This window comes from Pararhodonellum marinum (assembly GCF_015354735.1).
Lineage (GTDB): Bacteria > Bacteroidota > Bacteroidia > Cytophagales > Cyclobacteriaceae > Pararhodonellum > Pararhodonellum marinum.
Genome location: NZ_JACEFJ010000018.1, coordinates 45,187 through 66,534 on the forward strand (window position 1 = coordinate 45,187; position 21,348 = coordinate 66,534).

Below are 21,348 nucleotides of genomic sequence, written 5' to 3' on the forward strand. Positions count from 1 at the left end.
GTTTAATTTTTGAGACTTTCTTCGGTAAGATCCGAGGCACTCAAACCGGTTTTAAACCGATAATTGCTGAAAATCAAGTCAGTTTTTTTGCCATTTTGGATGTTGACCATACTCAACTTGTCCGCTTTCCAATATTTGTCAAGATAAAGCCTGTAGCCTTCAAAAACCAACGTCTTCAAGGGTGCGCCTTTCCTATCAAAGTATTCTACCTTTTCAATGCGGTAATTCTTCTCAAGATTATAGTAAGCTATTTTCTTGGAGTACCCACTTTTTAGATCCTTTGGATTCAGCTCGACCAATGCGACCTTACTTCCATTGAGCATGTCTTCTTTAATAAATTTGAAATCGAATTTCTCTACTTCAAAAGAAGTGAGGTCCTCAAAAGCAAACTCACTTCCCATAAATGGCCCTGATTTGTTGGAAGATGCCAGTCTTTTGACACGGGCTACCGCAGGCAAATAAATCCACTGATCATCATCCGTGGTTCTGTGGGTATAGGTCAATGTTTTTGTTCCGTTTACGTCTTTTGGGCTATTGAAACTGATCAATGATTTTTCACCATCCCCTTCTACTTCCAAGGTTTTGTTGGTGAGCAAATTGGTGGTGGTTTGACCGTTTCTGTTGGTCAGTTCCATTTTGGTTTCCACTTCATAACTTGTAAATCCCATATCGGCATTTTTGGCTTTCTGTGCTATTTCTAAGCCTTTGTTTTGTGCATTTGCGCTCAATGAACCAAACAAGATTGGGAACAGGACCAAGGTTTTAATGACGGTTTGTGTTTTCATAATTGTTCTTTTGTTCTTTTTAAAGTTTATGTTTTCAATGCCTATCAGAAGGATTGGGAGTAGGGTCAAACAAACCACTACTGATGCGATGAGAATGAATATTGTGATTAATGCGAGTGAAGAATTGATTAAAAAGGCTGATTGGGTAAGGACAAAAAAGCCAACACAAAGAATGACTGTGGTAGCAATAATGGCTGAACCGACTTTTTCAAAAGCGAAATTGATGGCTTCTTTTCCTGATAGCAACTTTTCTTGACGAGCCCTTAAATATTTTGAAATGAAATGAATGGTATTGTCCACAATAATGCCGAGGGTCATCCCAAATACTGCGGTCATTCCCAAATTCACATATCCCAATACAAAATACCAGATTCCAAAACCCAAAAGCGCTGGAACGACATTTGATACTATGCTCAATGTGCCGTATGTAAAGCTTTTAAAGGTGATGATCAGAATCAGTGTGATCAAAAGTGCAGAGATAATGGCTCCTTTGATCAAGCCATTTACTTGGCGTTCGCCTATGTGAGCGAACATCAAGGTCAGCGATGCTCCATCAGCAACCATGTGCTCAGGTCCATTTTTTTCAAGCCAACCCTTCAGCCGATCCGAAAAATCAATCATTTGCCGGGAAGGAATTTCCTTTAAAGTGACTGTAAATCTTGTTTCAGATTTGGCATTATTCACCTGATTGTTCAAGTCCAAGCCATAAGGAAGAGAAAGTTCGTAGAGCAATAAATATTGGGCAGCTTCTTCCTGACTTTCCGGAATGCGGTAGTAATCAGGATCATCATCATGCATGGCTTTATTGACCCGCTTTGCTACATCGGTAAAAGAATTCACATGGATTACCTCAGGTTGGGAAGCCACATAATTTGTAAATTCCTCTAATTTTTGCAGGTAGGATGGATCATTGATGCCTCCATCTCTCTCGGAAGGGATTGAAAATTCCAAATTGTAAATCCCGGTGAGATGGGCATTGATGTAATCCGTGTCTTTCCTAAAATCAATTGTTTCATTAAAGTATTTTATGAACTCATCATTGAGCTGATTTTTTGTAGTGAAATACCCACCCAAAAGGGTCAAAATTATTGAACTGTACAGAACTGGATTTTTGTATTTAAATAAAAAATCAACATACCGCGAAGAAGCAAAGCCCAGTTTGGAATCCTTGGTAGATTTTGATTGGACTTTTATGGGAAATACAGCCAGTAGAGCGGGAAGGGTGATGAGTGAAAAAAAGTACGCGAAAGCCATACCTATCGCTGAAATGTTTCCAAAGTCCGCATAGGGAGGGACATCTCCTGTGTTCAAAGAAAGAAAACCAATGATTGTGGTCAGGGTAGTGATACTTACCGGAACAAAATTGATTCTAAGACTCTCTACAATCGCATCTTCTTTTTCCCAACCTTCCTTCAGTAATTTGAGAAATGAAATCGTGATGTGGATACAATCGGCAATGGCTAAGGTACTGATGACGATAGGGGCATTGGAAGATGCCGAAGTAAGGTCAATGCCTAACAGCGCCGCAGTCCCCAAGGCTGATGCGATGGAAAAAATGATGACAACAAAAGAGCTGATCGTGCTTCCTATTGACCTTGTAGAAATAAAGATCATGATTAGAAAAATCACAAAAACCAAAGGAACCAGCAGTTGACCATCCTTTTGGGCGGTTTCTGAAAAAGCATTTTCCAACATGATATTTCCTGACAAATACACCTCCATGTTTGGGTATTGTGCTAACCAAACGGAAGTCATATTTCTTACAAAATCTACTACTTCAGGCGTTGCATCACTGTCATTTGGCAGTTTACATGAAATATTGATACCTGTAACGGAACCGTCTTCGTTAATCAGACGATTCAAAAGCAATGGTTCCTTTAGGGCCACTTCCTTCAGTTGTATCAAGTCATCTTTGGACAAAATCCTTGTTTCTTCAACAAGATCTGTAACCAAAAGGTCATCGCCATCAGCCCTTGTGTATTGAAAATTGGTAATGGCATCTACCCGGAATGAAAATGGAGTTTGCCAGGCATTTTCTACCAATTGCTTGATTGCCTCAAGGGATTTTGTTGTAAACAATTCATTGTTCTTTTCTCTAATGGCTATTAAAATATTGTCATCATCCGAATAGATTTGTTCTATTTTTTCATAAGCGACAAGTTGGGGGTTGTCTTCACTAAAAAATACCTTTGAATCTGCGTTAAACCGTAATTTCCCAAATCCAGTGGCTGCTATCCCGACTATCGTAAAGGAGATTAGAATAAACCACCATTTCCTCTGGACAAGTATTTTTCCAAACCCAATTGTCAATCGATCAATGTTGAACGAAATGTTACTTTTAGCTTTCATTTGTTTTTATAAATTAAGGTCATAAAATGACTATTAGTCATATTTGATTCAAAAAAAAAGAGAAAGATAGCCAAGGTATTTTCTCAGTAATTTTATCTTACTCTCAGTTTTTGGTTGGTTAAAAGTCGTAAAATAATGACTTTTAGTCATATTATGAATAATAGTTCAATCAGAACAAATGTAGAATTAAAAAGTTTGGGTTTTTGCTATTTATTTTTGACTCCTTGAAAAAATAATTCCAAAAATGAATCAAGTATCTGATTTTCAGTGATATTTAATTTGCTTTCAATGAGTGCCCCGCGAACTTTTAGCATCTGTAAAATCCCTACTGTTGTGCCCCAAAGTATCATGGTGAAATGTAAGGGATCAAGATTTTCATTTAATTCACCTTTTTCTTTGGCTTCAAAGGCGATCTTGGAAACAAGTTCAGTAATGGCATTGCTGGAGGCATACATTTCGTCCGTTTCTTCCAAAGTGTGATTGGCTTCATAGAGGGAAACTAAATCATAATAAAGGGTATTTTTGCGATAAAATTTATAGTTGGCTATGATGATTTCCCTGAGTTTATCTATCGGATTTAAGTCCATTTTATCAATTTTGACAAACTCTTTAAGCAATAATTTTCTGGCTTTTACGGTAAGGTTCCCTAAAATTTCCTCTTTGCTTTTAAAGTAGAGATAGATGGTGCCTTTTGCCAAGGAAGTGTCCTCAGCAATTTGATCCACATTTAATCCGTGCAGACCATTTTTTTTCATGATATTTTCAGCAGCCTTCAGAATATCATTCTTCCTATTTTCCTTTTCTCTTTCTTTTCTTTCCGAGGTTCTTTTCATAAAGGTTAATTTCTGCTATAAACAATGGTAAAGGTAAGGCTAAATTCCAGTTTTTGTAAAAAAGCTTCAAACAGCCCTCAGAGCAGTTAATTTAAATTTCTAAAAGCCAAAGGCGTCATCCCCACCTTGGATTTGAATAGGCGATTGAAATACTGGGGATACTCAAAACCCAGTCCATAGGCAATTTCATTGACTGAAGCATTGCTATTCAGGAGTCGGTATTTGGCCCTTTCGATGATTTCCAGGTGCAAATATTCCTTCACGGTCTTGCCCGTTTCCTTTTTAAGCAAATCACTCAAATAGCCGGAAGACAAATGGAGTTGGCCGGAAAAATAGTCCACCTGTGGCATACCCCTTTCAGCCAACAAATCAGAATCGAGGTAATCTTGTATCAGCTTTTCAAAGTGGGCAATCAAATCCAAGTGTTGTTTTTGGCGTGTGATAAACTGCCTGCTATAAAAGCGCTTAGAATAATTCAACAGCTGCTCAATGGCTGTGCAGATTACTGCATGGCTGTGTTGGTCGAGTTTGCTTTGGTATTCCATTTGGATGCTTTGGATCAGGGTATCCAGCATTTTCTTTTCTTCATCCGAAACATGCAGTGCCTCGCTCACACTGTAGCTAAAAAACCCAAAGTTTTTGATTTTCTTGCTTAAGCCAAATGGGAGAATCAAATCGGGATGGAAAAACAAGACCCATCCCTGAAAATTCGTTTTTTCATCTGGCTCACCTATTGAAAAAGCCTGCCCAGGAGCCATGAACATCAAAGTTCCTTCTTCAAAATCATAATACTGCCTCCCATATTGCAAAGATGGAGGAGCAGGGGTTTTCAGACTCACCAGATAGAAATCATTAACCAAGCGGACGTTATAATATTCCGGCTTTATCGTACACTTTGAATAATCGATAACTGTGATCAACGGATGTGCGGGTTTCTCAAAACCCAACATCTGATGCAATTGGCTCACGGAATGGATATTGACGATCTGATTCATGGTTGCAATAATTCAGTTGTGTATATTTTGGCACGTTGATGGGCAAAACCGTCCACTACCCAGCCAAAAGTGCCCCACAAGAGCAGCCCGATTGCAAAGCCGTGCCACCAATCACTTTTACTCAAAAAACCAAAGCCTATTCCGATTAGCAACAAGACTGACCAGGTGATTTTCAGGGGCAACCACCAACTGTTGACTCCTCCAGCTCCCTCAAAGCACTCCGTTTCCATTAATTTAAATGATTGAGTGTCTTGGGCATATATCCTAGGCAATTCCGCCAGTCTTTTTTGGTTGTTCCATGCATTGAACCCTCCGGCAAAGATTCCAAGCAAACCTAAAAATAGTAGTGGATATAACATTCCACGTAACAAATCATTCGCGTGCATGTTTTTCCATACCAATGCGTTCATTATCATTAAAAACATTCCAAAACCTGCCAGCCACAATGCTTCATTGCGCTCGCCTTTGTAGTACCAGATCAATGTTTCTGTAAGGTCCATCTAATTTATCAAATTTAAAGTTAACTTATCAAACATACGATCTGAAAGTAATCTACGTAAAAGCAATATCATTTTTGCTCCTTTTCCAGTCGCATATCTGGTTTTTGGTTTGGTGGCTAAAGTCGCCTCCAAAATTGTTTTGGCCACTACAATTGGTTGTGAACCTTGTGCATCTGCTCTTTCCAGCATGTTAAAATGTTTGTGGGCTAATGCTTTGTAGGCGGTATTTCCTGAGACTTTCAGTAATTTCTCTCGTGCTATGCTATTCCACTCGGTTAAAATGGCGCCAGGTTTGATGAGGACCACATCAATGTCAAACTGTTTCAATTCCAACCTCAAGCTATCGCTTAATCCTTCCAGCGCATATTTTGTGGCATGATACCAGGCACCATGTGGTTCGCCTATGCTGCCTCCAATGGAGGAAATATTGATAATCCGACCGCTCTTTTGTTTTCGCATATGTGGCAGTACCAATTGTGTCAACCTGGCCAGGCCAAAAATATTTACTTCAAATTGATATTTTGCTTCTTCCATGGGCACATCTTCCAATGCGCCATAGGATCCATAACCGGCATTGTTTACCAAAACATCGATTCTCCCCTCATTTTGTAAAATTTCATTGATACCAGATACCATTGATTGCTCATCTGTGACATCCATCTGTAATAATTTCACCCCTAGGACTTTTAAATCTTGCATTTTTTCCAACCTTCTCGATGCACCATACACGGTAAATCCTTTTTCAATCATCAATTTGGCCGTCTCTTTTCCGATTCCCGATGAAGCACCGGTGATCAATACTGTTTTCATATTTTCTGATTTTGAACTCTACAAAAGTCTCCATTTCAAAAATCAAAGAAGTATACAAAATCGGGTAGGTAGTATAATTTTTGGGGAAAATGAAAAAGTTTATAATTGAACCATATAAGGGATACAAGCAAATATAAGGTTGAGTTCTATGCCCTTAATTGTCTTATGTGGTTTTAAAAAAAAAGAAAAATGGGTTGAACCATTCAAGGGATATAAGCAAATATAAGGTTGATTTCTATGGCCTTAAATATCTTATATGGTTTTAAAATAAAACGAAAAATGGGTTGAACCATATAAGGAATATAAGAACATATAAGTTTGACTTTGATGGCCTTAAATTTCTTATATGGTTTAAAGAAAAAAGGAAAAATAGGTTGAACCATATAAGGGATATAAGCAAATATGTTGCCTTTTATGCCCTTAAATGTCTTATTTGGTTCCAAAAAATAACGATCTCAGGTCATCTCTTTTTGAAGTTGCTCCTGTAGAAATTCCTTTCCAAAACTCAGCTTTTCAGCCAGGGAGCTATTCGGATCGATCACCCGCCAAAAGGGTGTGATGGATTCAAGTGGGCTGCCTTGTTGCCATTTTTCGTAACTGGCCTCAGCCACGATCCGCAAAAAAATCCCGGTGGTCACAGGGCAGGTAAATTCTGCCCTATGCTCCAAAGCCAAGTCCTCTCTCATGGTTTTGAGAGGAATTCTCTTTCCAAAACCAATGGTTTTGACGTAGTCATCTATAATTTGGGGAGTGGCGATCAACATCATGCATCCTGCTGGCATATCTGCAAAATCTTTGTCCAGTCGTTTTACCTGTGGGGCTTTGTCCTCCTCCAGTTTTTCTATCCAGTTTTTCTTTTTTGCCATATCATTCGCCCAAGTGGGTTTTTAGGTTGGTCAGGTAAGTTTCCATGGTTTTATCCAGGTCTACAAAGATAAAGCTTAGTGTCCTAAAAAAAGGATTGTCGATGCGAATGACCTCTTTAAAGTTAACTAGCGTACTTTGATCAGGCCGTGGGTCAAAGGTTCCGATCCAATACCCATTGAAAGACTTGGGATCGATGATCTCAATTTCAAATAACTTGTTTTCAATTTTCCGTTTGGTCCTAAAGGTAATAGGCCTTCCTTTTTGAGGTATTTCAGTCCAAGTCTTTCCATCAATTATTTTGATTGCTTTTACATCAGTTCGCCAAATAGTCTGATCCTCGTAATCCGTTACCACCTGAAAGACTTTTTCAATGGGCTGATGCAATACGGCTTCTTTTTCAAAGACCATTTCTTTTGGAAGGAACAAACCGATGATAAAAACAAGGGTTGCACCGGCTAAAATACCTACTAAGGGGATGATCATTTTTTGCTTCATTTTATTCAATTCTTATGTTGAAGCAAAGATCCAAACCATTTCTGAATCTTGTTTGACCTTTCTTGCTATTTGATCGGCACACAAAAATCCGTCACATATTGATCGGGCTTATAAAAAGGAGGGGATTTCACATACCATTCCAAAGCCGGCTGATCGCTCAGTTCCCATTTTTTTTCAAAAAGACAAACATTGTAGATGTAATCGTAGACCTTATAAAAGTTGTCATAGGGTCCCTGATAGCGGAAAACCGCATATTTACCGCCCTTTATTGTCTTGAAGCTTATTTCTCCTTTGGGTTTAATCGCTTTGGTCAGTTGCACACAGGCATCAAAACGGATTTTATCCTCCTCTGTCAAATCTGGATTGTCATGTACAATGCCTAAGGTACTGGGTTTGAATTTTAAAACCAGATGAGTGGCAGCCCAAAGCATCAGACGCTGGAAAGTTTTGCCCACCTTTTCATAACTTCCAGTATGTCTTAAATATGCTAGGTGCAAATCAGGAATCAGCTTAATTTTTGGTTCTTCCAGATGAAGTTTGGATAAGCTGTTTTTAGCGTTTTGGTGAATAGTTTGTTTTTTCAGGGTGATTTGATGGATAGAGGATTTGTATTCCTGCGGTGTCAAACGGAAATGTTTTTTAAATGCCCTGGTAAAGCTTTCATGGTTTTCATACCCATGCTGAAAGGCGATCTGCCCGATGTCCTCCTTGTTGTGCTTGAGATGTAGAGCAGCTCTTTCCAGTTTGAGCCTTGAGACATGTTCCTTGACCGTTTCACCTGTCAGCGCTTTAAAAATACGGTGAAAATGAAATTCGGATATATGGGCCTCCTTGGCGATTTCCTTAAGTAGAATTTTTTTATCCAGGTTGCTTTCAATATAGTTAATGGATTTAATAAGGCTTTGTTGGTAGATGGGGTTATCTGCTAGCATAAGTCAGTATACTTTTTATCAAAATTAATGGTCTGATGGAGCAAAGTCCAAATTTGAAAAAGACTTTTGGAGTAATCGATTTGAAATAAACAGAGTGAGAAGTTTTTGAAAAAAAGCAAGCCAACTCTGATATTATTCCCATGTAAATAGCAAAGGTATAAGATAAATAGGAGGGTTGGATCTGGTTTATGTTTGGTTAGAAATATAGTTTACCGAACTAAGTGATGCATTCAGTAAAAGTCTTTAGCATCTGAAAGCAAAATGGACGAACTTTATAGATGCTTAAAAGGCAAGACCAATCAAACTGAGGGAATAAAAGGATAGGGGTGATTGATATAAAAGATGAGGCAGATTTGAAACAATAATTTGGATTGCCTTCTATGTTTTCCAAGTGATGAATGATCTTTACTTTCTGCTTGCTTTCACTTAAACTAGGACCCAAAATGGAAACTATTGGATTGATCTTGATCTTGGCCGGAACTTTAATTTTGTTGATTTTAGCCATTGATGTTTTTTTGACTGTCATCCATATCGGTGGAGGAGGTATCATATCCAAGCCATTTACCCACTTCATCTGGTGGATTTTTAGTTTGTTTTCAGGTCACAATCCTACATCCCCTCTACTTAGGTATGCAGGAGGCGTCATATTGGTGATGCTTTTCTTCTTTTGGCTGTTCATTATTTGGCTGGGGTTTAGTCTTGTTTTTCTAGGTGATCCAGACTCCGTGATTGATACCATAACGGAAGTGAGTTCTAATGAGGTTGGAAAAATTTATTTCGTGGGATATACCCTGACTTCTCTTGGGAACGGGGATTTGAAAGCCGCCACAGATGCTTGGAAAATTGTAACCAACATCATGGGAATGGGGAGTATGTTTTTTGTTGGACTTGCTATATCCTATCTTTTACCTGTTTTACAGGCAGCTGTTTCTGAAAGGACACTTTCGACTTACATCTATCAATTAGGAAACACACCGGAAGAAATAATTCTGAATGGTTGGAATGGTAAAAATTTCAACTCCTTACATCAGAGGTTCAGTACTTTAGAGACAATGATTTTGAAATCAAGTGAACTACTTTTGGCTTACCCTATACTCCAATATTTTCATGCGGTAAAGCGGGAATATTCAACTCCATTGAATATAGCCAAGTTGGATGAGGCATTGACTATATGGGAGATTTATGAAATTGAGCCAAACGATGATAGTTTCTATTGGCAGGGATTGAGAAAGGCAATGGACAATTATTTGCTAAAACTGGAAAGGGGTTATATCGTTCCGTCAAATGATCCACCACCTTTTGAATATGAAAAAATAAGGGAATATTGGGATCAATCGGATTTTTCTGACAAAACGATTAATGAAAAACTGGAGGATTTGAAGGAAAGAAGGTGTTTGCTTTTTGGGTTTATCAAAAAAGACTTATGGCAATGGGAGGACATAAAAAAGGCTTAGCATACACCCAATTTTTACAAATCGTTGGTGATCAGTTTAAAACCGGATTTTGACTTTACAGGATCTCCATTTTGTAACTTATCATTCTAAAAAATTATTCTCGATCCATGTCTCCATATCTGAAAATGGCTCAATCCCACTAGGGTAGATTTTTTAATCGGGGGTAGTTATTTTTTTGGTCAAGGAAAGTATTTGGTATCCAAATTAAAATCGGGGTAATTATAGGCGCTAATGTGGTAGTTTCGAGAGTATTGTGATGGATATAGCACTTTATACCTTGACATTGGCTTGGTTTCATAAACCCAATTTTCATTAGTATAACAACATTCAAAATTAATATTAGTCAATTAGAAGATAAAATACTGTATAATAATTATGCTAATAATAGTTATTGTCAAAGTTATTAAGGATATTTGTTTAAACCTAATTTAACAAATTTAGGTACCTGATGAAAATTAACTATTTAATATTTTAAACCAACATTATTATGAATGACCACAAAAAAGAAGGCAAAGTAGCAAAGACCATTGAGAGTCAAACTGCAGCAATACCCTCAGACGTTTATTTATGGACGGCAATTGCCTCCATGGGGGTATCCTTGACATTAAAATTGTTTAAGAGTAACAGCACTGCCTTGTTTGTAGGTCAGTGGGCAGCACCCTTTCTGTTGATGGGAGTTTACAACAAGATTGTAAAAACACAAGGCTCGGAATAATCTTTGATTATATCTATTCCTTAATTGTACAGCCGAGGTACCTGATCCGAGCGACATTTAGTAAATGAATGAGCAGAGTCATACCCTTGGCTGTATGTATTTTCAGGTAGTCAAGGTCCATCCTATTTTTTAAAAAATCCCTTAAATAGATTTTCCATTTTTCCCTACAAAAAGGAGTGAGCTTTTAACTGATGTTACGTCACAGTTAAGATCCATAAGCGGGTAGTTTAAAATGAAGTCTAATCAATTCAGAAAATCATGAAATCAAAATACAATTCCCAGGATTCAAAGAGCCTTAAGGGTGATCGCAAAAAAAAGGAGAGACAGAAAAGCAACGATAAACCCAGCGAAGAATTTATTTCCCCAGATCCCAATTCAGTACCTGATAAGGACACAGGAATCGATAATATGGATAAAATGGGCATCAGTAAAAAAGCCAAAAACCAGCCCAGTGATGAAAGAGATTCGTCAAAAGGGACAAAGTGATTGCCATAATTAGGCTCAATGGCTTATCCGCTGGCTAAAATCCTTTTGGAAAGATTATCATGCGCCCAATGGTAACAATTTGTCTCATGTTGATATTATATCAAACTCAATAAATGAAAATTTGATCAGGTAATTATTTTATTTGTAAATATTATCATACCTATTAGTGAAAAAAAGTAATTGATTTGTATAAAATTAACATTACTTTATATAACTTTATTTGAATTCCCATCATTTAATTTGCATCAGGTGGCAGGTATTCCTTTAGGGTTTATTCATTTAAAACAACAGCACTTACAACTGACAACCCTTAAAAATCAAGATGCAACCGACAGAAACAAAACCATTAAATAATTTGGATATCATTGTCAATTCAAAAGTTGGGACTTTGGATTCCCAAACAACGTCAGATGACATCAGGCATGACTATGATATGATAGTTTTTTGTCATTTGCGGTGGGATTTTGTATACCAGCGACCACAGCACCTCATCAGCAGATTTGCCGGTTATTTAAAAATTTTATTTGTCGAAGAACCACTGCCTAGATCAGAACCGGATAGTTCAATACGAATTATTAGCAGCAACCTCCATGTATTGCAGCCGAATATTGCTGACATCCAAGACCTACCTCAGGTTCTCTTCGGTTTCATAAATATCAATGCCAATCCTATTGGTTGGTTCTATTCTCCTTCATTCCATGGGGTGTTGGAAAAAATATCTTTTTCAACCATTGTTTACGACTGTATGGATGAATTGTCACTTTTTAAAGGGGCTTCCAGCGATTTAATAAGCCAAGAGCGGATTTTGCTGAATGAAGCCAAGATTGTATTTACTGGAGGAAAATCACTTTTTGAATCAAAATTTTCATTGCACAGTAATATCCATTGCTTTCCCAGTTCTGTGGACATAGAACATTTTTCCATGGCAAAGAACGGCATTTCGATTCCTGAGGAGCTTGATGATATACCTTCACCAATCATTGGGTATTTTGGCGTTTTGGACGAGCGAATTGACTTGAAATTGATAGAACAGACGGCAAGTAAACTTCCTGATTGTTCTTTTATATTTATAGGTCCCGTGGTTAAAATCCAAGAGGAAGAACTGCCCCGGTTGCCAAACATTCATTACCTGGGTATAAGGCCTTACGCCTTGCTTCCCTATTTTTTGAAGGCATTTGATATCGCGATGATGCCCTTTGAACTTAACGAGTCTACCAAATATATCAGTCCTACGAAAACATTGGAATATATGGCAGCTGGTAAGCCCATTATATCAACCAAAATCAGAGATGTGGTTAGGGATTATACCAGTTGTATCAGGCTTATCGACAATTCTGAAGATTTTGCGGAGGAGATCAGGAAAATTTTAGACAAAGATATTATTCCAAAAGTACACCTGTATGAATCCATACTTAAAAAAACCTCATGGGATTTCACGGTAAATCAAATGAAAAAAATCATCAATGAATCCATAAAAAAATGAAATTTCATATAAGCCGCTAACTGGGGGAACAAGCAAATTTAACGATTTTACAAACGACTTAAACCATACAATCATGAGTAATATAGAAAACCTAAAAGACAAAGAAGCGATAGAAAAATTGGCCAAACTAGCAGATGAAATAGATATCTGTATGTTCTGCACCAACCTTGGGAGAGAAAATGGAGCAACGAGCAGACCCATGAGTACCCAAAAAGTTGATGACCAGGGCAATATCTTTTTTTTCAGTGATATCAGAAATGATATATATAAAGAAGTTGACTTAAGCAACAAGGTTCAACTTATGTATTCACATCCCGGTAAAGACAGTTTCCTTATCTTAAACGGTGAGGCTGATACTTACCGTGACAAATTATTGATTAAGGAACTTTGGAGTCCCGAGGTTAAGGCTTGGTTTCCAGAGGGTGAGGATGATCCGAATATTTCAGTCATCAAAGTCAAACCTCTTTCGGCGTATTATTGGAAAATGAATGGGACCAAATTGGGAAAATCACTAAAAATGCTGGCCTCGGCAGCAACAGGAAAAAATCTTGCAGAGGCAGAAGAAGGAGCATTATCATTCTGATCAAAGGGAGATATTGAATTTCCTTACTTAAATGATTACCACAAAATTCTGGTGTTCTGCATTCAGGGGTCAATGATGCTGCTGTGGAATAAAATTCCTGAAGTCAAGAATTTGTAATGATTTCTTGGATCCTGTATGCGATTGGATGAATTTCCTGCTTCTAGTTCCAGATTCAGTTCAGACTTGAAAAATGAGTAAGATTTTCAAGTATTTTTATAACTGTTCTTAACCGAAAGTTGGCGAATTTTGAATGTTGTAAAAAGCTAAACTTTACTATTATGATAGAGAAACAATTCTCTGACTTACATGCAATTTTCATCAATTGCACGCTGGAAAAATCTCCTAGAATTAGCCACACCTCCCGGCTAATTGATGTATCCAAAGGAATAATGGAACGGGAAAGAATATCTGTAGATGAGATAAGGCTGATAGATCACGAAGTGCCTCCGGGACCTTATCCAGACATGTCAGAATATGGGTGGGACCAAGATGAATGGCCTTCACTTTTTCAGAGAGTCCTTAATGCGGATATCCTGGTATTGGCAACTCCGATTTGGCTAGGTGAAAAATCTTCGGTGGCAAAAAAACTTATAGAAAGATTGGATTCGATGAGTGATAAAACCAATGAGAAAGGCCAGTTTATTTACTACGGCAAAACCGCAGGATGTATCATTACCGGCAACGAAGATGGGGTAAAGCACAGTTCCATGGGAATCTTGTATTCATTACAACATATCGGATACACCATCCCTCCTCAGGCAGATTGCGGATGGATAGGAGAGGTAGGTCCGGGACCAAGCTATGGTGACACGGAATACAAGGGCAAAAAAATAGATCCACCCAAAGGTTACGATTCTGATTTCACCAACAAAGCCACCACTTTTATGACCTATAATTTGATGCATTTGGCTGCCATGTTGAAGACTAGGGACGGCTATCCCAAGTATGGTAATTCAAGTAAATCCTGGAAGGAAGGGGAGCGATGGCAATTCAGAAATCCTTGAAAATGGAATCAGATTTATGAATAATAATATACTTGACATTCTCAATTCGATGACTCAAAGCCAAAAAATCACAAAAAAACATCGATTCTGAATAGTACATGGCCATTGATCTAATTTAATCACTTTGGCTTGGGATAGTTCAGATAGCACAAAAGCCCTCAAATAAGGATTAATTCAAATGTTTTTCATATGCGTTAGAAACCAAAATATTTATGTAAATTTAAAAAATTGATGCTTAAAGATGTTTCATTTTAGCTTCTTAGTTTGATTTTTTTATATATTAGTACCGGAGGTCGTAAGCAGAATTTTTTGAGCCAGGAATATACCAAAAGACCATATTTATGAAAGCTGACTGTATGGAAAAAAAATTAGAACCATTTAATATCTAATGAAAAAGGGTAGTCTTATTGACAAGTAAATTGTTAACTTCTATGAAGTATGCTTACACTTTTGATATGACTACGCTACCTTAACACTTATTCAAATCCCAGCAAATATTTCCATTACACGATGAATGCTACCCAGTTAACTTTACTTCTAGCTGATGATGATCAGGATGATTGTCTCTTTTTTCAAGAGGCATTGGAAGAAATAAAAATCAATGCAAAATTGACAGTTGTTAATGACGGTAAACAATTGATGGATTTACTTAAAAGTCCTCAGTTTGTTTTACCTAATGCGCTTTTCCTTGACATGAACATGCCCCGCAAAAGCGGCATTGACTGCTTGAAGGAGATTAGAAAAGATCGAACGTTTAATTCAATTCCTGTTATTATGTATTCTACTTCTTTTGACCAAGAAGTTGTAAATCAATTGTTTGAACAAGGCGCAACATTTTACATCCAAAAACCTGCAGAATTTTCGTCACTTAAAAAGGTAATATCCAAATCAATCGATCTGATTTCAGTTTTCGTGACTCCGCAAACTCCCTTAGATAAGTTTGTAATAACCTCTAATTGACATGGTCGTATGGATAAAGACGGCAAAATATCACCACTTTTAGAAGCCATTACCCAAAGTACTCCGGACCTGATCTACGTTTTTGATTTGAATCATCGTTTTATCTATGCAAACAAGGCGCTTCTATCCATGTGGGGGCGCACCTGGGAAGAATCTATTGGTAAAAATCTGTTGGAAATAGGCTATGAACCTTGGCATGCTGACATGCATGAAAAGGAAATCAATGAAGTTATAGCTACAAAAAAAAACATCCGGGGCGAAGTTTCCTTTACTCACGCCAAACTTGGCAAACGGATTTATGACTATATTTTCGTTCCTGTTTTGGACACAGATGGCAATGTCGAGGCTGTCGCAGGAACTACCCGTGATATAACCGAGCATGTTGAGGCCAGAAAACAACTGGAAGATAACCATCAGCGGTATAAAGAAAGTGAAGAGCGATTCCGGACCTTGGCAAATCATATTCCGCTGATGTCTTTCATTACAGCACCATGCCCGGAAGCAACCATCACGTACTGGAATAAGGCCTATCTGGATTACACCGGACAGGAATTTGAAGAAGCTATAGGCAGAAACTGGCATGGCATAGTTCATCCAGATGATTTAGAGGCAGGATTCAGGATATATCAAACAGCATTTGAAAAACGAAAACCCTTTTCAATTCCATCCTTAAGGATGAAGCGTTATGATGGAGAATATAGGTGGCATTTTATCTCTGCTAATCCACGTTATTTACCTGACGGCACTTTTATGGGATATATCGGAATTGGAATGGATATACATGAGCAAAAAAAATCCCAGGATGCTCTAAAAGAAAGTGAAGAACGTTTCAGAATTTTCAGCAACAACATTCAGAATCTGGCCTGGATAGCAGATGGTCAAGGGAATATTTTTTGGTATAACCAGCGATGGTTGGACTACACAGGACTTTCATTGGAGGAAATGAAAGGATGGGGATGGCAAAAAGCACATCATCCCGACCATGTTGAAAGGATTGTGGAAATTTCAAAGAAACTATGGGTGACAAATGAGCCTTTTGAACTCACATTTCCACTTAGGGGAGCTGATGGAACATATCGTTGGTTTCTAACCAGGGGAGTACCAATCAGAGATGAAACGGGTGAAATTTACCGTTGGATAGGCACCAACACCGATATCGATGAAAAGGTAAAAATTGAAAACCAGTTGAAGGAGCGTGAGGAAAAATTCCATTCGCTTGTACAAACTTTACCGCAACTGGTATGGGTAACAGATGAAAAAGGCAATGCGGAGTTTTCTTCCCACCGGTGGAAGGAATATACAGGCATTGAACCCATTAACGAAAAGGATTGGAGAAAAATCGTACATCCAGACGATTTTGACGGAATAAATGAAGCTTGGCTTCAAAGTTTGGAAACAGGTGATGTCTATTCATGTGACATCAGGCTTAAAAGTAAAGAAGGGCAATACAGATGGCATTCAGTAAAAGGGCGGCCGGTTTTCGATAAAGATCACCGTATTGTGAGTTGGGTAGGGGCATTTACCGATATCCATTCAGAAAAAACCATTTCGCAAGAACTGGAGGAAATAGTTGCCTCAAGAATAGCAGATTTAAAAGAAAGTGAAGAAAAATTTTATAAGCTATTCGATCTATCCCCTGTTTGCAAGACTTTATCAGACATAAAGTCAGGGAAAATATTGATGGTAAATGATGAATTTACCAATGTTTTTGGATTCACCGCTGAAGAATCTCTTGGTAAAACATCAATAGAATTAGGGATGATTGACCCTACAGCACGGGAAGTCATCATTCAGCAATTAAATTCATATGGTAAAATGCAAAACCAGGAAGTTGAATTTATCAGAAAGTCAGGTGAAAAGTTCTCTGCGTTGGCTTCAGCAGAAATTATTAAAATTGGAAACAGCCAATATTATTTAAGCGCAATCAGCGATATCACTGAGCGTAAAATAGCCGAGCAAAATATCGCACAGAAAAACATAGAACTCCAGAAGCTGAACAAAGAACTTCAATCCTTTGCTTACATTTCAAGTCATGATTTACAGGAACCCCTTCGCAAAATCCAAACCTTTGCTTCCAGGATAAAAGAAAAAGAAGAAAACAACTTATCCGAATACGGAAGAGATAGTTTTAAAAGGATGCAGGATGCAGCCAAGCGCATGCAAACACTCATACAGGATTTGCTTGCCTACTCCCACACCTCAAATGTTGAGAGGAAATTTGAAAGCGTCGACCTCAATAAAATTCTTGAAGAAGTTAAAGATGATTTTTATGATGAAATCATGGACAAGCATGCGATCATTGAAGCCTCGGAGTTAAGTGTAGTCCACGTCATCCCCTTTCAAATCCGGCAACTCTTTTATAACCTTATAGGCAATGCATTGAAATTTTCAATTCCTTCAAGACCACCCCATATCAGAATCAAAAGTGAAATTGTATCAGGAGATCATCTAAAAAACGGAAAATTTTCAAAAAATGAACAATATTATCACATTACAGTCGAAGACAATGGAATAGGTTTTGAACAACAATACAGTGAAAAGATTTTTGAGGTATTCCAACGACTGCATGGAAGAAGGGAATATAGTGGAACCGGCATTGGACTCTCAGTTGTAAAAAAAATTGTTGAAACCCATAACGGATTTGTTTCCGCCACCGGTGAAATAAACAAAGGGGCAACTTTTGATATTTTTTTGCCAGTAACCAAATCATAGGGTCTGCTCACGAACCCGCTATTTTTCAATCCTCTGACTGCCAAAGGAATCAATCATCATTGGCAAATGCGCCTCAATGTTGCTGAAAAGCAACGAATTTAAAATTAACTTTTAGTTGAAATATGGGCAATCATCCAGCTATATTTACAAACATGGACCTCAAAGAGGTAATGTAAATCCACCATTTTTGAATTAAGAATTATGCACTAAATACGCATATTTTATGGCAAAAAACGGATAAAAAGTTAGGTGGCTTTTTTTAAAAATTAAATGATCATCAAAAAATTATCCTTGTTGAGTGCAGAAGTATCATACTGAAGATTAGTAGAAATTACTTTTAAAATTACTGATTTTAAACTTTCAAAATCATTGGGTTTATTTATATAAATATTGGCTCCTCTGATAAAGCATTCCTCTATGTCTTCATCAGAAGATGAGGTAGAGTAAATCACCACCGACAAGGTGTTTAATACTGAAGATGTGCGAATTTCGGATAAACATTGGAATCCACTTTTTTCAGGCATGTTCAAATCTAGAAAAATTAAATCGGGAAGTGTGTTTTTTGGTTCATTCAAAAATTTCATCAATTCATTGCCGTTTTTAACCAATGTAAGTTCAGAGTTCAACTTCAACTGGGATATGGCTTCTTTAAATAAGAGCCTGTCGTCATCATCATCGTCTGCTAATACTATTTGAATTTTTTTCATGGAAAGGGATATGGATTTTAAAATTTAATGGCATTTAATTTTGTAAAAGCAAACCATTCCGCCTGGAAATAATTCTGATAAAGGCGGAGGAGGTTAAGCCAGTTATTTTTTTAAATTGACTGGATAAATGGCCTACACTACTGTAATTAAGCCTAAAGGCGATTTCAGTAAGATTATATTCTCCGCTCAATATCATTGTTTTTGCATGTTCGATTTTCTTTAGCATGATGTAATTTCCCAAGGTGGTTAAAGTCTCTTCCGAAAATAAATTGGAAATATAACCATAACTTAGATTTAACCTTTCTGAGATGTATTGTGAGGTTTTAAATTTATAGCTGTCTTCACTCAAAATATATTCATCTACAACATCTTTGATCCTTTGGACCAGCTGCTCTTTTTGATTTTCCTGAATAAAAATCCCATATTCAAGAAAGTTAGATTTTAATTGCTCATATTGTTTGTTACTGAGTTGATTTAAAATCTCAATTTGGCCGGAATTGGTAAACGTGAAATAAAGACCTAATTTGGTGATTTCATTTTCAATAACTTTTTTGACAACCGAATGCGTGTGGTATCCAAGTACTAATTTCATATGTATTTAATTGATGTTGTTTTAACCAAGATAGGTCTATGTATTAGATATAATTTTAAGGATTTGCCGCCTATCTATCAGAATTAATTTTTCAACTACTTAATTTTAGTTGGTACATTTAAATTGAGGTTTCATACTCAAAATTAAACATTTCATATTATTTTTTGATTATAAATTTTTACAATTAATTGTGTTTATATGAATTGATTCATATTTGGGTGGTCCAAATTTTATATTATGTTAATATGTTGTTTTAATAAAAAAATTTAAATAAAAAATAATTATTTTATTATTTATAATCTATTAAATATAAATAAATAAAGAAGATTAGAACTTTATTGAAAAAAGGTATATGTCATTCTTTTGGATTACCCGATTAAATTTAAATATGACTATATCTTCTTTAATAAAATTCATAAGTCTTAATATTGGAATAAAATCAGGAAAGACTCGGTTGTTTTGTTAATAAGGTATGTTCATCAATTTCAGTTTGGAATAAAGTGTTTTTCTGTGGATGTTTAATATTTGAGCAGCTTTGGTTTTATTGAAATGGACTTTCTTCATGACCTCGATGATCCTTGAATATTCAGCCTTGAGCGCGGTAGATCTTAAATCATATTCATCAAAACTTGGAAAAAGTTCTTGAACCTCCTTCCCATTCACTTGAAGAGATTGGTTTTTTTGTATACCATGGATGGATTGCAATATATGATCAGGCAGTGTCTCTTTTTGAATTAAATTATCTTCCCCCGGAAACAAACACATTCCTCTGATTACATTTTTGAGTTCACGCAAGTTTCCAGGCCAATGATATTCCTGAAGGCGGGCTTCCACTTCCATCGATAGTTTAAGTTTTGGACTTTTTAGTTCTTCACTGGTTTGTTTAAGAAAAAAATCAATGAATAATGGCAATTCGCTTTTTCTTTCTCTTAGGGCAGGAACTTTTAATACATATTCGCTTAACCTGAAATAAAGATCTTCTCGAAAAAAAGAATTTTTAGATTTTTCCAGTAAATTCTCGTTGGTCGCAGTAATGACCCTAACGTCAGTTGGTATTTCTTTATCCCCGCCAATTCTTCGGATTACCTTTTCCTGAAGTGCCCTGAGAAGCGCCATCTGAATATCTAACGAAAGATTTGCAATTTCATCCAAAAAGATCGTTCCCCCATTTGCCTGCTCAAAAAATCCAACTTTCTGAGAAATTGCTCCGGTAAAGGCACCTTTTTCATGACCAAATAACTCACTTCCTGCAATTTCCTTGGATAAACTGCCACAATCTACCGCAATAAAAGGCATTACTTTTCTGGGGCTGTAGGCATGAAGTAAGCGCGCAATGGATTCTTTGCCTGTCCCGGTTTCCCCTTGAATGATCACGGAATATTTGGTATCTCCAACCCGTTTGATTTTATTTAACATTTCGGTTGTTTTTCGGCATTGACCAAAAATCAATCCCAAATCGGTTATCGGATCAAGGACATTTAATTCCTCTTTTGGGACAGCCTCGTTAACTTCCTTAGGTCCTGATTTTCCTGTAGAGGACTTAATGGCTTCCAGTAACTCATCAGGATTAAGTGGTTTTGAAATGAAATTCAGGGCCCCTTTCTGTATGACGCATACCGCATTCTTCAGGGTCACCTGACTGCTCATGAATATAACCTCTGTTTTAGGACAAATTTTTTGAATTCTATCTAAAATTTTTATTCCTGAGATGTCCGGCAGATGGTATTCAATGATCGTAAGATCGAAGTGCTTTTCTCTTAAAATTTCCAATGCATGAATGGCATTGGAAGTAGTTTCTACATCGTAATTGTTTTTGGTAAGAAATTTGTTTAATAAATTACAAATAGAGATTTGGTTATCGATGATCAGGATGTTTTTCATGATATAGGTGCAGGGTATGTTGTCATAATGTAATATTCAAACTTTTGGGAGTTCCTTTTGGAATCTATAAATCTAAGAATATTGTAAATCGCTGGTGTTACAAGACTTGTATGCCAGCTTGTAAAATTCTAAGGTTTTTGATTTTTTGTCACCATGAAAGATGATTTTTCCAATGAATTTGAATTAATCCAATAAATAAATTTTG

The 21,348-nt window shown here is 37.0% G+C and carries 19 protein-coding genes; 8 read left to right on the forward strand and 11 right to left on the reverse strand.

The genetic code is table 11. The annotated features are described in order from the left end of the window. Nucleotides 1-2: 2 nt before the first annotated feature. From H1A14_RS21445 to H1A14_RS21480, 8 genes are all read right to left on the reverse strand, one after another. A complete protein-coding gene (locus tag H1A14_RS21445; protein WP_194778363.1) occupies nt 3-3,134 on the reverse strand; it encodes an outer membrane lipoprotein-sorting protein in 3,132 nt (1,043 codons plus the stop codon). A 206-nt stretch (nt 3,135-3,340) separates the two neighbouring features. Continuing rightward, nucleotides 3,341-3,967 carry a TetR/AcrR family transcriptional regulator gene (locus H1A14_RS21450; RefSeq protein WP_194778364.1) on the reverse strand — a complete coding sequence of 209 codons (627 nt, stop codon included), beginning with the start codon at nt 3,965-3,967 and terminating at the stop codon, nt 3,341-3,343. Nucleotides 3,968-4,053: 86 nt separating this feature from the next. Beyond that, nucleotides 4,054-4,962 (reverse strand): helix-turn-helix domain-containing protein, encoded by a 909-nt coding sequence (locus H1A14_RS21455; protein ID WP_194778365.1) that lies wholly within the window; start codon nt 4,960-4,962, stop codon nt 4,054-4,056. Further along, entirely contained in the window at nt 4,959-5,462 is a 504-nt protein-coding gene (locus tag H1A14_RS21460; protein WP_194778366.1) for a hypothetical protein, read from the reverse strand. The genes H1A14_RS21455 and H1A14_RS21460 overlap by 4 nt, the downstream gene beginning before the upstream one ends. Further along, a complete protein-coding gene (locus H1A14_RS21465) occupies nt 5,463-6,272 on the reverse strand; it encodes an oxidoreductase (RefSeq protein ID WP_194778367.1) in 810 nt (269 codons plus the stop codon). Between the two features lie 455 nt (nt 6,273-6,727). After that, complete coding sequence (locus tag H1A14_RS21470) at nt 6,728-7,138, reverse strand: hypothetical protein (RefSeq protein ID WP_194778368.1); 411 nt, start codon at nt 7,136-7,138, stop codon at nt 6,728-6,730. Nucleotide 7,139: 1 nt separating this feature from the next. Then, on the reverse strand, nt 7,140-7,622 hold the full coding sequence (locus tag H1A14_RS21475) for an SRPBCC family protein (protein ID WP_194778369.1): 483 nt from the start codon (nt 7,620-7,622) through the stop codon (nt 7,140-7,142). Nucleotides 7,623-7,699: 77 nt separating this feature from the next. Next, nucleotides 7,700-8,566 carry an AraC family transcriptional regulator gene (locus tag H1A14_RS21480; RefSeq protein ID WP_194778370.1) on the reverse strand — a complete coding sequence of 289 codons (867 nt, stop codon included), beginning with the start codon at nt 8,564-8,566 and terminating at the stop codon, nt 7,700-7,702. 443 nt (nt 8,567-9,009) lie between these two features. Here H1A14_RS21480 and H1A14_RS21485 point away from each other — a divergent pair, with 443 nt between their 5' ends. The 8 genes from H1A14_RS21485 (at nt 9,010) to H1A14_RS21520 (ending at nt 17,963) form a co-directional block, all read left to right on the forward strand. Continuing rightward, nucleotides 9,010-10,020 (forward strand): two pore domain potassium channel family protein, encoded by a 1,011-nt coding sequence (locus H1A14_RS21485; RefSeq protein ID WP_194778371.1) that lies wholly within the window; start codon nt 9,010-9,012, stop codon nt 10,018-10,020. A 487-nt stretch (nt 10,021-10,507) separates the two neighbouring features. Next, nucleotides 10,508-10,735, forward strand: a complete 228-nt coding sequence (locus H1A14_RS21490) for a hypothetical protein (RefSeq protein WP_194778372.1) — start codon at nt 10,508-10,510, stop codon at nt 10,733-10,735. Between the two features lie 258 nt (nt 10,736-10,993). Continuing rightward, nucleotides 10,994-11,221 carry a hypothetical protein gene (locus tag H1A14_RS21495; protein WP_194778373.1) on the forward strand — a complete coding sequence of 76 codons (228 nt, stop codon included), beginning with the start codon at nt 10,994-10,996 and terminating at the stop codon, nt 11,219-11,221. Nucleotides 11,222-11,543: 322 nt separating this feature from the next. Continuing rightward, nucleotides 11,544-12,704 (forward strand): glycosyltransferase, encoded by a 1,161-nt coding sequence (locus H1A14_RS21500; protein ID WP_194778374.1) that lies wholly within the window; start codon nt 11,544-11,546, stop codon nt 12,702-12,704. Between the two features lie 73 nt (nt 12,705-12,777). Next, nucleotides 12,778-13,287 carry a pyridoxamine 5'-phosphate oxidase family protein gene (locus H1A14_RS21505; RefSeq protein ID WP_194778375.1) on the forward strand — a complete coding sequence of 170 codons (510 nt, stop codon included), beginning with the start codon at nt 12,778-12,780 and terminating at the stop codon, nt 13,285-13,287. A gap of 278 nt (nt 13,288-13,565) precedes the next feature. After that, a complete protein-coding gene (locus H1A14_RS21510; protein WP_194778376.1) occupies nt 13,566-14,291 on the forward strand; it encodes a flavodoxin family protein in 726 nt (241 codons plus the stop codon). Nucleotides 14,292-14,801: 510 nt separating this feature from the next. Beyond that, nucleotides 14,802-15,251 carry a response regulator gene (locus tag H1A14_RS21515; RefSeq protein ID WP_194778377.1) on the forward strand — a complete coding sequence of 150 codons (450 nt, stop codon included), beginning with the start codon at nt 14,802-14,804 and terminating at the stop codon, nt 15,249-15,251. A gap of 9 nt (nt 15,252-15,260) precedes the next feature. Beyond that, on the forward strand, nt 15,261-17,963 hold the full coding sequence (locus tag H1A14_RS21520) for a PAS domain-containing sensor histidine kinase (RefSeq protein WP_194778378.1): 2,703 nt from the start codon (nt 15,261-15,263) through the stop codon (nt 17,961-17,963). A gap of 266 nt (nt 17,964-18,229) precedes the next feature. On the opposite strand, the gene H1A14_RS21525 is transcribed toward H1A14_RS21520, so the two are convergent. The 3 genes from H1A14_RS21525 to H1A14_RS21535 form a co-directional block, all read right to left on the reverse strand. Further along, complete coding sequence (locus H1A14_RS21525; protein ID WP_194778379.1) at nt 18,230-18,670, reverse strand: response regulator; 441 nt, start codon at nt 18,668-18,670, stop codon at nt 18,230-18,232. A gap of 34 nt (nt 18,671-18,704) precedes the next feature. After that, nucleotides 18,705-19,262: a helix-turn-helix domain-containing protein gene (locus H1A14_RS21530; protein WP_194778380.1), complete on the reverse strand. Its 558-nt coding sequence runs from the start codon at nt 19,260-19,262 to the stop codon at nt 18,705-18,707. A gap of 462 nt (nt 19,263-19,724) precedes the next feature. Continuing rightward, nucleotides 19,725-21,143: a sigma-54-dependent transcriptional regulator gene (locus H1A14_RS21535; protein ID WP_194778381.1), complete on the reverse strand. Its 1,419-nt coding sequence runs from the start codon at nt 21,141-21,143 to the stop codon at nt 19,725-19,727. Nucleotides 21,144-21,348: the final 205 nt, after the last annotated feature.

Bases quoted from the DNA above. Each gene is read 5' to 3' on its own strand.
- H1A14_RS21495 (WP_194778373.1), top strand. From the start codon at position 10,994: ATGAAATCAAAATACAATTCCCAGGATTCAAAGAGCCTTAAGGGTGAT.
- H1A14_RS21525 (WP_194778379.1), bottom strand. From the start codon at position 18,670: ATGAAAAAAATTCAAATAGTATTAGCAGACGATGATGATGACGACAGG.
- H1A14_RS21455 (WP_194778365.1), bottom strand. From the start codon at position 4,962: ATGAATCAGATCGTCAATATCCATTCCGTGAGCCAATTGCATCAGATG.
- H1A14_RS21470 (WP_194778368.1), bottom strand. From the start codon at position 7,138: ATGGCAAAAAAGAAAAACTGGATAGAAAAACTGGAGGAGGACAAAGCC.
- H1A14_RS21485 (WP_194778371.1), top strand. From the start codon at position 9,010: ATGGAAACTATTGGATTGATCTTGATCTTGGCCGGAACTTTAATTTTG.
- H1A14_RS21445 (WP_194778363.1), bottom strand. From the start codon at position 3,134: ATGAAAGCTAAAAGTAACATTTCGTTCAACATTGATCGATTGACAATT.
- H1A14_RS21510 (WP_194778376.1), top strand. From the start codon at position 13,566: ATGATAGAGAAACAATTCTCTGACTTACATGCAATTTTCATCAATTGC.
- H1A14_RS21480 (WP_194778370.1), bottom strand. From the start codon at position 8,566: ATGCTAGCAGATAACCCCATCTACCAACAAAGCCTTATTAAATCCATT.
- H1A14_RS21505 (WP_194778375.1), top strand. From the start codon at position 12,778: ATGAGTAATATAGAAAACCTAAAAGACAAAGAAGCGATAGAAAAATTG.
- H1A14_RS21515 (WP_194778377.1), top strand. From the start codon at position 14,802: ATGAATGCTACCCAGTTAACTTTACTTCTAGCTGATGATGATCAGGAT.
- H1A14_RS21490 (WP_194778372.1), top strand. From the start codon at position 10,508: ATGAATGACCACAAAAAAGAAGGCAAAGTAGCAAAGACCATTGAGAGT.
- H1A14_RS21475 (WP_194778369.1), bottom strand. From the start codon at position 7,622: ATGATCATCCCCTTAGTAGGTATTTTAGCCGGTGCAACCCTTGTTTTT.
- H1A14_RS21465 (WP_194778367.1), bottom strand. From the start codon at position 6,272: ATGAAAACAGTATTGATCACCGGTGCTTCATCGGGAATCGGAAAAGAG.
- H1A14_RS21520 (WP_194778378.1), top strand. From the start codon at position 15,261: ATGGATAAAGACGGCAAAATATCACCACTTTTAGAAGCCATTACCCAA.
- H1A14_RS21535 (WP_194778381.1), bottom strand. From the start codon at position 21,143: ATGAAAAACATCCTGATCATCGATAACCAAATCTCTATTTGTAATTTA.
- H1A14_RS21530 (WP_194778380.1), bottom strand. From the start codon at position 19,262: ATGAAATTAGTACTTGGATACCACACGCATTCGGTTGTCAAAAAAGTT.
- H1A14_RS21450 (WP_194778364.1), bottom strand. From the start codon at position 3,967: ATGAAAAGAACCTCGGAAAGAAAAGAAAGAGAAAAGGAAAATAGGAAG.
- H1A14_RS21460 (WP_194778366.1), bottom strand. From the start codon at position 5,462: ATGGACCTTACAGAAACATTGATCTGGTACTACAAAGGCGAGCGCAAT.
- H1A14_RS21500 (WP_194778374.1), top strand. From the start codon at position 11,544: ATGCAACCGACAGAAACAAAACCATTAAATAATTTGGATATCATTGTC.